A 12754-nucleotide genomic window follows, 5' to 3' on the forward strand; every position below is an offset into this window, starting at 1 on the left:
CCCACCTCGCGTTGACCACAAAGGGAGGGTCCACTGGACCGAAGACCCTCAGAACCACGACGGGGCTCCCCTGACGCACCACTTGGAGGGCGAACCGTGCACCGCCGGCACAACGGGCTGAAGACCGCCGTACTCCTCGGCGGGATGTCCGCACTCATCATCCTCATCGGCAGCTTCTTCGGCCGGGGCGGCCTGATCATCGCCGTCCTCGTGGCCCTGGCGACGAACGCCTACGCGTACTGGAACAGCGACAAGCTGGCCCTCCGCGCGATGCGCGCACGGCCCGTCAGCGAGTTCGAGGCCCCCGAGCTCTACCGCATGGTCCGCGAGCTCTCCACGTCCGCGCGCCAGCCCATGCCCCGGCTGTACATCTCGCCGACCGAGGCCCCCAACGCCTTCGCCACCGGACGCAATCCGCGCAACGCCGCCGTCTGCTGCACCGAGGGCATCCTGCGCATCCTCGACGAGCGCGAGCTGCGCGGGGTCATCGGGCACGAGCTGAGCCACGTCTACAACCGCGACATCCTCATCTCGTCGGTGGCCGGAGCCCTCGCCTCCGTGATCATGTTCCTGGTGAACTTCGCCTGGCTGATCCCGGTCGGCCGCTCCGACGACGACGAGGGCCCCGGACTCGTCGGGATGCTGCTGATCATGATCCTCGGCCCGCTGGCCGCCTCCGTGATCCAGCTCGCCATCAGCCGCTCGCGCGAGTACGAGGCGGACGCCTCCGGAGCCCAGCTCACCGGTGACCCGCTCGCCCTGGCCGGAGCCCTGCGCAAGCTCGACGCCGGCACCAAACAGCTTCCGCTGCCCCCCGAGCCCCGCCTGGAGACGGCGAGCCACATGATGATCGCCAACCCCTTCCGCCCGGGCCAGGGAATCTCCAAGCTGTTCTCGACACACCCCCCGATGGCCGAGCGCATCGCCCGGCTCGAACAGATGGCAGGACGCAGCCAGTGAAAACCATCCTGAACGTCATTTGGCTCGTACTCAGCGGGATCTGGCTGTTCCTCGGCTACTGCGTGGCCGGTCTGATCCTCTGCATCACCATCATCGGCATCCCCTTCGGCATCGCGGCCTTCCGCATCGCCGTCTACGCCCTCTGGCCCTTCGGCTACACCACCGTCGAGCGCCGCGACGCGGGCGCGCCCTCCTGCATCGGCAACGTCCTGTGGCTGCTCCTGGCCGGCTGGTGGCTGGCCCTCGGCCACATCGCCACCGGAATCGCCCTCTGCGTCACGATCATCGGCATCCCCTTCGGCATCGCCAACTTCAAGATGGTCCCCCTCTCCCTGTTCCCGCTCGGCCGTGAAATCGTCCCCACGGACGCCCCCTTCGCCTCCCGGTGACGGCCGGCGCGCGCTTCGCCCTGTGGGGCGAGGACGAGGACCACGAGGAGGAGCAGTTGTGGGCCCTGTGCGAGGAGGCGGAGAACCTCTTCGCCGACCCGCCGGAGCCCACGCGGCGCCACTACGAGCTGCTGGGCTGCGCCTTCGAGGGGGAGCCGCCGTCGGCGCTTGGCTTCCTGACCCTGAAGCCCCTCGACAAACACGGCAACCCGCTGTGGGAGTGGTACCTGGAGGACGCCCGCGTCCTCGCCACGCGCCCGTGCGCCCGTGACCTGTCGCGGCTGGACGTGACCATCGAGGCCGTGCGCTGCGAGCACCAGCCGGACTACCCGCAGCGGGTGGCCCTGTCGGTGGGCTTCAGCCTCTCGGACGTCGACGACCGGCCCCTGGGCCACTTCCGGGACCTCGCCGAGGTGCTCCCCGCCGAGGAACCCGGTCCGCACCCCGTGCGCCTCCTCGGCTGCTCGCTGCACGGCCCGCTGCTGGACGTGGTCGAGGGCCGCAAGAAGCAGCGGTACCTCGCCTACCGGCACCTCGACGCGCTGGACGACGCGGGGGAGGTCCTCACCCAGGCGGGGAACCCGGACATCGTCGAGTGGGAGCCGTCCCCGCGCGGCCCCGGCCTCTACGACCTGACCGTGCACATGGATCCCCAGCCGTCGGTCGTCGCGGGGATCTGGCCGCTGTGGCGCGGGGGCCGCCCGGCCGTCCCCAACCTGTGGGCGCCGTTCGCCCCCGCGGGCCGGGCCCGCTGGCTGGACCCGGCCCTGCACCACCGCACGGGCCCGGACCGCCCGGCCGGAGGCACCTACCACCTCGACGGGCGGCACGTGACCGACTACGAGGGCTTCTTCTGCGCCCTCGGTGAGGCCGTCAACGGCCCCGGCGGGTACTTCGGCCGCTGCCTCGACGGCCTCTCGGACGCCCTGGGCGGGGGATTCGGGGCGACCGGCCCGTTCACCCTCGTCTGGCACGACCACGAGACCGCCCGCCGCTGCCTGGGCGTACAGCCGCTGACCTTCGGCCCGGCTTCCTTCCCCGAACTGCTCGCCTTCTTCCGGGAGAAGCGCATCGAGGTCGTCTTGAGCTGAGTCGTCCACGGCCGGGTCGTCCGCAGCCGGGTTGTCGGCAGCCGGGTTGTCCACAGGCGGCTCGTCCACAGCCGGGTTGTCCACAGGCCGGGACGGCTGTCAGTGCTCTGCCCCACCATGAACACATGAACGAGACCGAGCAGTTGCTGGAGCAAGTGACCGAGCGCGTACGGGACTCCGTGCGCGCGCACGGCAAGCCCCCGCCCGTGCCCCTGGCGGCCGGGGAGGCCGACCGGGCCGAGCGGACCCTGGGCTTCGCCCTGCCGCCCCTGCTCGCCGCGCTCTACACGCGCGTCGGCGACGGCGGATTCGGGCCCGAGTACGGACTGCTGCCGCTGCGCCGGGCCATGGCGGAGTACGAGGCGGGACGCGCGTCCGCATGGGGCTGGCCCGAGGGCGTCCTGCCCCTGGCCGACCTCGGCTGCGGCATGTACGCGTGCGTGGACTGCCGCTCCGACACCGCCCAGGTCCTGCTCTTCGAGCCCAACCCCGGGGATCGCGACCTCGCCTGGTACCACCACTCCCCGGGCCTGGCCCGCTGGCTGCGCGACTGGCTCGACGGCACCGGCTGGTTCCGCGAGGAGTGGGACGAGGACGAGACGGAGACGGATCTCTGGGCGGAGTTCAGCTCCCGGACCTGAACCGGCCCCGCACCCCGTAGGCCAGTGCGCCCAGCGCCAGGACCGCCGCGCCCGACACCGCCGAGGCGGCGGGCAGGGCGCAGGCCAGCAGGACGCAGCCGGACAGCCCCGCCGCTGCCACGGCCCGGCCCTTGACACCTGAACCGAGAGTCCACGCGGAGGCGTTCGCGATCGCGTAGTAGGCGAGCACTCCGAAGGAGGAGAAGCCGATCGCGCCCCGCAGATCGGCGGTGGCCGCGAGCACCGCCACCACCGCACCCACGGCCAGCTCCGCATGGTGCGGCACCTGATGCCGGGGATGTACGACGGCCAGCGCGCGCGGCAGATGGCCGTCCCGGGCCATCGCCAGAGTGGTCCGCGACACCCCGAGCACGAGGGCCAGCAGGGACCCCAGCGCGGCCAGCGCCGCACCCACCCGGACCACCGGGACCAGTCCGGGCCGCCCGGCCGCGCGCACCGCGTCGGCCAGCGGGGCCGACGACCCCGCCAGCCCGTCGGCCCCGAGCACCGACAGGGCCGCCACCGCCACGGCGGCGTAGACCAGCAGGGCGATCCCCAGCGCCAGCGGGACCGCACGCGGGATGGTGCGCCGCGGATCGCGCACCTCCTCGCCCAGGGTGGTGATCCGGGCATAACCCGCGAAGGCGAAGAACAGCAGCCCGGCGCCCTGCAGCAGCCCGGCGATTCCCCAGCCCCCGCCCCCCAGACGGTCCGCGGCGGCCGCCCCGGACGACAGGCACGCCACGACCACCCCGGCCAGCACGGCCAGGACCGCCGCCACGATCAGCCGGGCGATCCGGGCCGACTTCTGCACCCCGCCGTAGCCCGCGGCGGTCAGCGCCACCACCGCCGCCACGGCCACGGAGTGCTCCCGCCCGGGCCACACGTACGCCCCGACGGTCAGCGCCATCGCCGCGCAGGAAGCCGTCTTGCCGACGACGAAACCCCAGCCGGCCAGATACCCCCAGAAGGGGCCGAGCCGCTCGCGCCCGTACACGTAGGTGCCGCCGGAGGACGGGTAGCGTGCGGCGAGCCGCGCCGAGGAGTGCGCGTTGCAGTAGGCCACGAACGCGGCCAGGGCCAGGGCGGCCAGGAGTCCGCCGCCCGCCGCGCGCGCCGCCGGGGCGAGGGCGGCGAAGATGCCGGCGCCGACCATCGCGCCGAGGCCGACCACGACGGCGTCGAAGACCCCCAGGGTGCGCTTCAGCTCGTTGTCCACGGGCGGGAGAGTAGCCGGGCTAGGCGACGCCCTCCCGTCCGGGGAGTGGCGACCGCCTGAGTTCCCAGCTCTCCAGCGCGGTCAGACAGGCGTGGTCCAGGTGCCGCAGCCCGCTGAGGTCGAGCCGTACCGACGGCCCGTGCGGCAGCGCCTCCAGGGAGTCCAGCAGCTTGGGCAGCCGCAGGAAGCTGGCGTTCCCCACGATCCGCACGCACAGCTCCTCGCCCTCCCAGACCTCCTCGACGTGGACGTGGGAGGTCTCCCAGGCGGCCTTGGCCACGGCGAGGCCCAGCCCGACCAGCACCCCCTCGAAGAGGCTCGTCGCCAGGATCGAGACGGCCGTGACCACGAGCACCACCGCCTCGCCCCGGTGGGTCCGCCACAGCGTGGCCACCGCCCGCGCCGGCAGCAGCTTCCATCCCGCGTGCAGCAGCACCCCGGCCAGCGCCGCGAGCGGCACCACCTCCAGCACCTGCGGCAGCGCCACGGCGAACAGCAGCAGCCAGCCGCCGTGCAGGATCCGGGACGCCCGCGTGCGGGCACCGGCCTCCACGTTCGCGGAGCTGCGCACGATGACCGCGGTCATCGGCAGGGCGCCGAGCAGCCCGCACACCGCGTTCCCGACGCCCTGGGCGACCAGCTCCCGGTCGTAGTCGGTGCGCGGCCCCTCGTGCATCCGGTCGACGGCGGCCGCGCTGAACAGGGTCTCGGCGGAGGCGATCAGCGCCAGCGCGACCACCGTCCCGACGGCCCCCGCGGAGGCCAGCGCGCCGAAGTCCGACCAGCCCGGCGGCGCCACGGACTCCAGCACCCCCGTCACCCGGACGGTCTCCACGGGCAGCCGCAGCAGCGCCGCCGCGGCGGTGGCGGCCGCGACCCCGACCAGCGCCCCCGGCACGACGCGCAGCCGCGCCGGCACCCGCCGCCACAGCACCAGGACCGCGATGGTCCCCGCCCCCAGCGCCACGGCGGCCCAGTCGGCCCGCGTCCCGAGCTGGTGCACCCCGCCCAGCTTGGCCAGGGTCTCCCCGGGGGCCTTCACCCCGCCGAGGGCGTAGAGCTGCCCGGCGATCAGCACGAGCCCGATCCCGGCCAGCATCCCGTGCACCACGGCCAGGGAGATCGCCCGGAACCACCGCCCGAGCCGCAGCGCGCCCAGGCCCAGCTGCACCAGGCCGGCGGCCAGCACCAGGACCCCCAGCGCCGGCAGGCCGTAGGCGTCCACGGCCTCGTAGACCAGGACGGTCAGCCCGGCGGCGGGCCCGCTGACCTGGAGCGCGCTGCCCCGGAACCAGCCGGTGACCAGCCCGCCCACCACCCCGGTGACGATCCCCAGCTCGGCGGGCACGCCGGAGGCGACGGCGACCCCCACGCAGAGGGGGAGCGCCACCAGCGCGACGACGACGGACGCCCCGAGGTCCGCTCGGAATGTGCCGGCCCCAGGCATCAGGGAACCCCCTCGTGAACGCGGTGACGGACGTCACCCAGCCTGTGGGGCGCGCCCGGCCGCGCCCAGTGGCCACCGGGGGGCCGGGCGGGAGCGTGCGCCGCTCACGCCGGGCACACGCCACGGGCGCCGAAACGGCGAAGGGCACAACGCGGGCGCCCGCCGGGAAGCCCCGGCGATCCGCCCCCGTTGTGCCCCACGGGGTCCGATCTGCGACGTACGCGCAGGTCAGCGGTAGTTCACGAACTGGATGGCGAAGTCCAGGTCCTTGCCCTTGAGCAGGGCCTGGACGGCCTGGAGGTCGTCACGGCTCTTGGAGCTGACACGCAGCTCCTCGCCCTGGACCTGGGCCTTGACGCCCTTGGGGCCCTCGTCGCGGATCATCTTCGCGACCTTCTTGGCGTTCTCCTGGGAGATGCCCTCCTCGATGGAAGCGAAGATCTTGTACTCCTTGCCGGACAGCTGCGGCTCGCCGGCGTCCAGCGCCTTGAGCGAGATCCCGCGCTTGACCAGCTTGGTCTCGAACACGTCGAGGACGGCCTTGACGCGGTCCTCGGAGTTCGCCTCCATCAGGATCTTGTCGCCGGACCAGGAGATCGAGGCGCCGGTGCCCTTGAAGTCGTAGCGCTGCGAGAGCTCCTTGGCGGCCTGGTTGAGGGCGTTGTCGACCTCCTGCCGCTCGACCTTCGAGACGATGTCGAAACTGGAGTCGGCCATGTGCTGTGGCTCCTTGAAATCGGCTGTGGTGGGCCCCGGAGGGCCACGGCCGGACATGCCCGGACCGCTCCGCAAAGCCTAGCCACCGCACCCGGGTGAACGGCTGATCAATCCGGTGGCGAAGCACCCCCGCGCATCAGGTATCGTTTACGTCGTTGCCAGGGAACGACGCCGCAAGGCGGAGGAATCCGGGCGACATCCCATGGCGGTGTGCCCGAGTGGCCAATGGGAGCGGACTGTAAATCCGTCGGCTTAGCCTACCCAGGTTCGAATCCTGGCGCCGCCACGCGAGTGGAACCCCCGTCCCCTGCTGAAACGCAGGGGACGGGGGTTTCTTCGCATGCTCCGCTTCCTCGGATGCTCCTAGGGAGCGGTCACCGTCAGGTGATAGGTCGTGTCGACCCAGAAGCCGTTCGCGGCCGCCGCCTCGACCTCCAGGACGAACTGGCCCGGCGGGAGCGGCTCCAGGGCGCACCACAGCCCCCAGGCGACCTGCGGTACCCCCCGCACGGGGAAGGGCTTCGAGGCGAACTCGCGCAGGGGCAGCGCGGAGCCGTTCAGGGCCGCCGAAGCCCGCGTCGTCTCCAGCCGCCACGGCTTCGTCAGGAACGGGACCGCCGGGCGCCTGGTGTTCAGCACCGGGAAGAACAGCGGACGGCCCGTGGGGACCTCGCAGCGGCGCACCACCCGTCCGCCGTAGGTGCCCGCCAGGAACCACAGGTCCCCGGGCTGCCTCCGCCCGGCGTATGCGCCGGTCGCGTCCGCCACCGGGCTCTCGTCCTCCGGGGCCGACAGCGCCCACCTCCACCACCGGGCCGCGAGCCGGCCGCCCTCCGCCGCGTCGACCCGCCAGTTCCCGTCGCCCATGCCGCGCCCCGGTCCCCCGTACGGCCGCCCCCTGCGGCCGGATTCCGGGTGACCCTATCGGCCCCCGCCGCGCACCGAACCGGGCGGCCGGTCGTTCACGGGGCGTGAAATGGACTTCGGACACACGCGGAAAGGCCGGGGGCGGCGTCCTGCTCGCCCTGCTCGGCGCCGGCCTCCCGGCCCTGGTCGGGGCGGCGCTGCACAGCCACGCGGGGGAGCCCCACCGGGAGACGCGGCTGTCCTTCGGCACCCAGCGGCCCGACGGCCGCCCGCCCGTCGCGAAGGAGGAGTTCATGCGCTTCCTGGACCGCGAGGTCACCCCGGCCTTCCCGGAGGGCCTCACCCTCCGGGACGGGTACGGCCAGCGGCGCGCCGAGGACGGCACGATCGTCCGCGAGGCCTCGTACGACGTCGTGCTGCTCTACCCCGAGAAGGAGGCGGACGAGCGCGGCGCCCGCGTCGAGCGGATCCGGCGGGCCTACGAGAAGCGGTTCCAGCAGGACGCGGTGGGGCGCTCCGACGACCAGGTGGAGGCCGGGTTCTGACCCCCCGCCCGCACGGGGGCTGACGGGCCGTCGAGCCCACGGCCCCGGCCGCCGGCGCCCCCGTCTCCGGGCGGGTTCCTCAGTTGCCGGCCACGTCCTTCACGGCGACCGAGACCGGTGTCGAGCCCGTCAGGAGCTCCAGCGTCAGGCCGGCCGTGGCCGGGGTCTCGACCAGCTCCGCCAGCACCGCCGCCACGTCGTCACGCGTCACGCTGCCCGGTCCGGTACGCGCCTCCAGCCGGACCAGCCCCGTACCGGGGTCGTCGGTCAGCACCCCCGGGCGCACGATCGTCCACTCCAGGCCGAGCCGGGTGCGCAGGTGGTCGTCGGCCTCGCCCTTCGCCCGCAGGTACTCGTCGAAGACCTCGCCCCCCTCGTGCCGCGCGTCCGACCCCATCGTCGAGACCATCAGGAAGCGGCGCACCCGGGCCCGTTCGGCGGCGTCGGCGAACAGCAGCGCCGCCCCCCGGTCCACGGTCCGCTTGCGTGCCGGACCGCTGCCGGGACCGGCCCCGGCGGCGAACACCGCCACGTCCGCGCCCTGGAGGATCCCCGCCACGTGCTCGACGGTGGCCGACTCCAGGTCGCACAGCACCGGTTCGGCGTCGACCGCGCGCAGATCGGCGCCCTGTCCGGGATCCCGGACGATCCCGGCGACCTCGTACCCGCGCGCGGCGAGCAGGCGCTCCAGCCGCAGCGCGATCCGACCGTGTCCACCCGCGATGACGATGCGCATGTCCCGACCGTACGACGCCCCGGGCGCCCCCGCCCGCGAACGGCCGGGCGATCCCTCAGGGGCCGGGCTCCGCCCGGCCCTGCCGGGGCAGGTCCAGGGCCACCGCGACCGCCGAGTCGCAGTACTCCCGCACGGCACTCGTCCGGGCTACCACCCGGCCCCGGTGGATCACGATCCGGCTGTAGGCCAGCGACAGCACCCCGGCGATCCGCTCCCCGCGCACGGCCAGCAGCTCCGCCGGGAACCCCGCCTCCACCCGCACCTCCGGCAGGGCCATCGCCTCCCGGGCGGCGGCGCTGACCGCCGCGTACGCCTCGGCGGCGCGCAGCCCGCCCTGGGAGGCCAGCAGGAACGCGGCTTCGAGGGGGTCGCCCCGTCCGACCGGGTTGCCCGCGTCCCGCAGCGCCCCGCTCCCGGCCGCGACCCGGACCCCGGCGGCCCGCAGGAGGCGCACCGGGGCGGTGCGCAGCCCGCGGCGCTCCAGCGCGGCGCAGTCGCCCTGGGGCAGGCAGGTGACCCGTACGCCGGCCGCCGCGAGCTGGTCGGCGGCGCGGGAGGCGGCCTCCAGCGGCAGCCGGGACAGGCCGCCGCAGGGGCCGATGGTCACCCCGGGCCGCAGCCCCCCGGCCATCGCCGCGAGCCGGGCGAGGCGGCCGGGGTCGTCACCGTCCGTGTGCAGGTCCACGGGGCAGCCGTGCTCCGCGGCCAGCTCCAGGACCGCCTCGACGAAGCCCGTCGGATCAGGGTCCAGGTCGGGACAGCCGCCGATCACCGAGGCGCCCATCTTGACGGCGTCGCGCAGCATCGCGAGCCCGTCGGCCCCGGCGACGCCGGTCAGCAGCCGGGGCACGGCCACCGTGGTCAGGTCGGTGAGCCCCCGCAGGGAGCGGCGGGCCTGGAGGGAGGCCTCCATCGGGCCCAGCCCGTGCACGTCGCCGATCCGGACGTGGGAGCGCACGGCCGTGGCGCCGTGCCCGAGCTGGAGCAGCGCCGCCTCGGTGGCCCGGCGCTGCACCTCGTCGCGGGCGTACGAGACGGGCCCCTCCCCGTCGGCGGTCAGGGCGGTGTCCCCGTGGGCGTGGGGCTCGGCGGGGGCGGGCAGGAGCAGGTAGCCGCGCAGGTCGACCCGGGCCAGGGAGGGGGCCGGGAGGCTGCCCGCGGTGCCGACGGCCTGGATGCGGCCCCCGCTGAGCCGGACGTCCACGGTGCGGCCGTCGGTGAGCCGGGCCCCGGTGAGCAGGAGTCCGGTGCCCTCGGGGGCCGCGCCGCCGGCGGGAGCGCGGCCCGGGGTGCGCCCGGGGCCGTCGCCCGGACCGCGTACCGGGCCGCTCGCGGAGGCCCGCCCCGGGCCGCCGGCGCCCCGGGGCGGGCCTCCCGCGGAGCCCTTGGGCGGGCCGCCGCCGGGCCCCCCGCCGGGCCCTCCGCCAAGTCCTGCGCCGGGTCCTGCGCCGGGTCCTGCGCCGGGCCCGCCGGCGGAGCCGCCGGACGGACCGCCCGCCGGGTTGCGCGGGGAGGGGGACGGCTGCTGCGGCTGGCTGTCGGACATCGCGCTCCCTGCGGTGGCTCGGGCGGTTCCTGTGCCGTGGCCGCAGCCCGCGGCCCAAGATCACGCAGCGTGCTCAGAGCCTAGGGCGCGGGGCTCCCCGGTTCGGGGAAGAGCGCAATAGTCGTACCGGTGTGGTGCCCGCGCGCTCGGGCGCGTCCGGACGCGCCGGCGTGCGTACCGAAGGGGCGGGCGGGGCCCGGGGGGTGGGAGGGTCGCTGTGACCCCGGCCACAAAACGGCCCGAAAGTGCCCCGGGAGAGGCCTGCGGCGGTTCGGGAAAGATCTGCGGAGGCCTTCCGAGCCCAGTCCCCCCAAAGGATTTGGGCGATCGGCGCGCAACCGTGTAATGTCTTCCTCGCTCGCCCCAATAGCTCAGTCGGTAGAGCGTCTCCATGGTAAGGAGAAGGTCTGCGGTTCGATTCCGCATTGGGGCTCTGGTGAGAGAGGTTCCCCGCCCTCGGGCGGGGAACGGATCTCATCAAAGCGGCGTAGCTCAGTCGGTAGAGCAAGCGGCTCATAATCGCTGTGTCACCGGTTCAAGTCCGGTCGCCGCTACCACACCCAGTAGCCGATTGCGGGGTCGGTCTCCCGATCGGCTACTCTTTTATGCGTTCATCCGTCCCATAGTCCGTCAAGGAGCACTCACGTGGCTGCCACCGACGTCCGCCCGAAGATCACGCTGGCCTGCGTGGAGTGCAAGGAGCGGAACTACATCACCAAGAAGAACCGGCGTAACAACCCGGACCGCATGGAGATGAAGAAGCACTGCCCGCGCTGCAACTCGCACACCGCGCACCGCGAGACCCGCTAATCACTGGCGAAGTCTCCGCATAGGCACCGTCACGAGGTCGTCCCCTTCCAGGGGGGCGGCCTCGTGTCGTTTCCGCACCCTTTCCTTGATCCGGAGTTCCTTCAACAGGAGGCAGTGAGCCATGGCACTCGACCAGACCTTCGTGGGGCGGACCTACCCGCCCACCGAGCCGTACGAGGTCGGCCGGGAGAAGATCCGCGAATTCGCGGTCGCGGTGGGCGACGCGAATCCCGTCTACACCGACCCCGACGCCGCCAAGGCGCTCGGCCACCAGGACGTGATCGCCCCGCCGACCTTCGTGTTCGCCATCACCTTCGCGGCGGCGGGCCAGGTCGTCGAGGACCCGCAGCTGGGCCTGGACTACAGCCGCGTCGTGCACGGCGACCAGAAGTTCGCCTACGTCCGCCCCGTGCGCGCGGGCGACCGGCTCACCGTCACCTCCACCATCGAGGCCGTGAAGTCGCTCGCCGGCAACGACATCATCGACATCCGAGGCGAAGTCCACGACGAGTCCGGTGAGCACGTGGTGACCGCGTGGACCAAGCTCGTGTCCCGCGCCCCCGAGGAGGCCTGAGATGACCGCGCAGATCCAGTACGCCGACGTCGAGGTCGGCACCGAGCTCCCGGCGGCGTCCTTCCCCGTGACCCGCGCCACGCTCGTCCGCTACGCCGGCGCCTCGGGCGACTTCAACCCGATCCACTGGAACGAGAAGTTCGCCAAGGAGGTCGGGCTGCCGGACGTCATCGCGCACGGCATGTTCACCATGGCCGAGGCGATCCGCGTCGTGACCGACTGGGTCGGCGACCCGGGCGCGGTCGTCGAGTACGGCGTCCGCTTCACCAAGCCGGTCGTGGTCCCGAACGACGACCAGGGCGCGCTGATCGAGGTCACGGCCAAGGTCGCCCAGAAGCTGGACGACAACCGCGTCCGGGTCGACCTGACGGCGATGAGCGCCGGCCAGAAGGTCCTGGGCATGTCCCGCGCGGTGGTCAGGCTGGCCTGAGCGGCCGCCTGCCCGACGGGCCGAGGCGCGGGGGGAGACCCCCGCGCCCCCTCCGCCCGTTCCCCAGGACGCACCCCCTTGACCAAGTTAGTGATTGAGTACTAACTTTCTATGCATGGCAAGGATGAGTGCGGACGAGCGGCGCGAGAGCGTCATCCGTGCCGCGATCCACGAGTTCGCGCGCGGCGGCTACCACGGGACCTCCACCGAGGCGATCGCCAAGCGCGTCGGGGTCTCGCAGCCCTACCTCTTCCGCCTCTTCCCGGGCAAGAAGGCCATCTTCCTGGCCGCCGCCGGGCGGTGCCTGGAGAGCACCCGCAGGGTCTTCGCCGAGGCCGCCGAAGGGCTGCACGGCGAGGAGGCCCGCGCCGCCATGGGCGAGGCCTACATCCGGCTGATCGCCGAGGATCCGGCGATGCTCCAGATGCAGCTCCAGATGTACGTCACCGTGGCCGCCGCCGAGGCCGCCGGGGACCACGAGCTCGGCGAGCTCGTGCGGGCCGGCTGGCTGGAGCTGTGGGACACCGTCGGGATCCCGCTCGGCGACGTCGGCGAGACCACCGCCTTCATGGCGCAGGGGATGCTGATCAACACCCTGTCCGCCATGGGGTTCCCGTCCGGCCACCGGATCTGGAACGGCTTCCCGGGCGGCGTCGACAAGGCGGCCGGCTCGGTGCGCGGCCCGGCCGGCGACCGCGCGGTGTGAGGTGCGGGGCCGAGCGCGGCCCCGCGTCCGTCTGCCCTCGAAAGTTAGTCAGCAATAACTAACAAAACTCTCCCAG

The 12754-nt window shown here is 73.6% G+C and carries 15 protein-coding genes and 3 tRNA genes; 12 read left to right on the forward strand and 6 right to left on the reverse strand.

Annotated elements, in window-relative coordinates:
- The first annotated feature begins 96 nt into the window (after positions 1–96).
- From htpX to ACIRBY_RS06295, 4 genes are all read left to right on the forward strand, one after another.
- A complete protein-coding gene (gene htpX / locus ACIRBY_RS06280) occupies positions 97–960 on the forward strand; it encodes a zinc metalloprotease HtpX (RefSeq protein ID WP_403896950.1) in 864 nt (287 codons plus the stop codon).
- Positions 957–1349, forward strand: a complete 393-nt coding sequence (locus ACIRBY_RS06285; protein WP_403896953.1) for a YccF domain-containing protein — start codon at positions 957–959, stop codon at positions 1347–1349. The genes htpX and ACIRBY_RS06285 overlap by 4 nt, the downstream gene beginning before the upstream one ends.
- Positions 1346–2440, forward strand: a complete 1095-nt coding sequence (locus ACIRBY_RS06290) for a barstar family protein (RefSeq protein WP_403896956.1) — start codon at positions 1346–1348, stop codon at positions 2438–2440. The genes ACIRBY_RS06285 and ACIRBY_RS06290 overlap by 4 nt, the downstream gene beginning before the upstream one ends.
- A 125-nt stretch (positions 2441–2565) precedes the next feature.
- Entirely contained in the window at positions 2566–3081 is a 516-nt protein-coding gene (locus tag ACIRBY_RS06295; RefSeq protein ID WP_403896959.1) for an SMI1/KNR4 family protein, read from the forward strand.
- Here ACIRBY_RS06295 and ACIRBY_RS06300 read toward each other — a convergent pair.
- The 3 genes from ACIRBY_RS06300 to ACIRBY_RS06310 all read right to left on the reverse strand — a co-directional run bounded on the left by ACIRBY_RS06300 (position 3065) and on the right by ACIRBY_RS06310 (position 6464).
- Positions 3065–4300, reverse strand: coding sequence for an APC family permease (locus ACIRBY_RS06300; RefSeq protein ID WP_403896962.1), 1236 nt, complete (start codon positions 4298–4300; stop codon positions 3065–3067). The genes ACIRBY_RS06295 and ACIRBY_RS06300 overlap by 17 nt on opposite strands.
- Before the next feature lie 19 nt (positions 4301–4319).
- Positions 4320–5747 carry a SulP family inorganic anion transporter gene (locus ACIRBY_RS06305; RefSeq protein WP_403896965.1) on the reverse strand — a complete coding sequence of 476 codons (1428 nt, stop codon included), beginning with the start codon at positions 5745–5747 and terminating at the stop codon, positions 4320–4322.
- 228 nt (positions 5748–5975) lie between these two features.
- Positions 5976–6464, reverse strand: a complete 489-nt coding sequence (locus ACIRBY_RS06310; protein WP_042817112.1) for a YajQ family cyclic di-GMP-binding protein — start codon at positions 6462–6464, stop codon at positions 5976–5978.
- Between the two features lie 204 nt (positions 6465–6668).
- Between ACIRBY_RS06310 and ACIRBY_RS06315 the strand changes: the two genes are divergently transcribed.
- Positions 6669–6750: transfer RNA gene (locus ACIRBY_RS06315), tRNA-Tyr, on the forward strand.
- A 77-nt stretch (positions 6751–6827) separates the two neighbouring features.
- Here ACIRBY_RS06315 and ACIRBY_RS06320 read toward each other — a convergent pair.
- Complete coding sequence (locus ACIRBY_RS06320; RefSeq protein ID WP_403896969.1) at positions 6828–7331, reverse strand: hypothetical protein; 504 nt, start codon at positions 7329–7331, stop codon at positions 6828–6830.
- Between the two features lie 104 nt (positions 7332–7435).
- Between ACIRBY_RS06320 and ACIRBY_RS06325 the strand changes: the two genes are divergently transcribed.
- Positions 7436–7876: a DUF3574 domain-containing protein gene (locus tag ACIRBY_RS06325; RefSeq protein WP_403896972.1), complete on the forward strand. Its 441-nt coding sequence runs from the start codon at positions 7436–7438 to the stop codon at positions 7874–7876.
- Positions 7877–7955: 79 nt separating this feature from the next.
- On the opposite strand, the gene ACIRBY_RS06330 is transcribed toward ACIRBY_RS06325, so the two are convergent.
- Positions 7956–8612, reverse strand: coding sequence for an SDR family oxidoreductase (locus ACIRBY_RS06330; protein WP_403896975.1), 657 nt, complete (start codon positions 8610–8612; stop codon positions 7956–7958).
- 55 nt (positions 8613–8667) lie between these two features.
- Positions 8668–10158, reverse strand: coding sequence for an amidohydrolase family protein (locus ACIRBY_RS06335; RefSeq protein ID WP_403896977.1), 1491 nt, complete (start codon positions 10156–10158; stop codon positions 8668–8670).
- 360 nt (positions 10159–10518) lie between these two features.
- On the opposite strand from ACIRBY_RS06335, the gene ACIRBY_RS06340 reads away from it, so the two are divergent.
- From ACIRBY_RS06340 to ACIRBY_RS06365, 6 genes are all read left to right on the forward strand, one after another.
- Positions 10519–10591: transfer RNA gene (locus tag ACIRBY_RS06340), tRNA-Thr, on the forward strand.
- A 48-nt stretch (positions 10592–10639) separates the two neighbouring features.
- A tRNA-Met gene (locus ACIRBY_RS06345) sits at positions 10640–10715 on the forward strand.
- Positions 10716–10803: 88 nt separating this feature from the next.
- Entirely contained in the window at positions 10804–10968 is a 165-nt protein-coding gene (gene rpmG / locus ACIRBY_RS06350; protein WP_007265873.1) for a 50S ribosomal protein L33, read from the forward strand.
- 121 nt (positions 10969–11089) lie between these two features.
- Complete coding sequence (locus tag ACIRBY_RS06355; RefSeq protein WP_403896980.1) at positions 11090–11542, forward strand: MaoC family dehydratase N-terminal domain-containing protein; 453 nt, start codon at positions 11090–11092, stop codon at positions 11540–11542.
- Position 11543: 1 nt separating this feature from the next.
- Positions 11544–11972 carry a MaoC family dehydratase gene (locus ACIRBY_RS06360; protein WP_045945265.1) on the forward strand — a complete coding sequence of 143 codons (429 nt, stop codon included), beginning with the start codon at positions 11544–11546 and terminating at the stop codon, positions 11970–11972.
- A 115-nt stretch (positions 11973–12087) separates the two neighbouring features.
- Entirely contained in the window at positions 12088–12678 is a 591-nt protein-coding gene (locus ACIRBY_RS06365) for a TetR/AcrR family transcriptional regulator (protein WP_403896983.1), read from the forward strand.
- Positions 12679–12754: the final 76 nt, after the last annotated feature.

This window comes from Streptomyces sp. NPDC096136 (assembly GCF_044763325.1).
GTDB lineage: Bacteria > Actinomycetota > Actinomycetes > Streptomycetales > Streptomycetaceae > Streptomyces.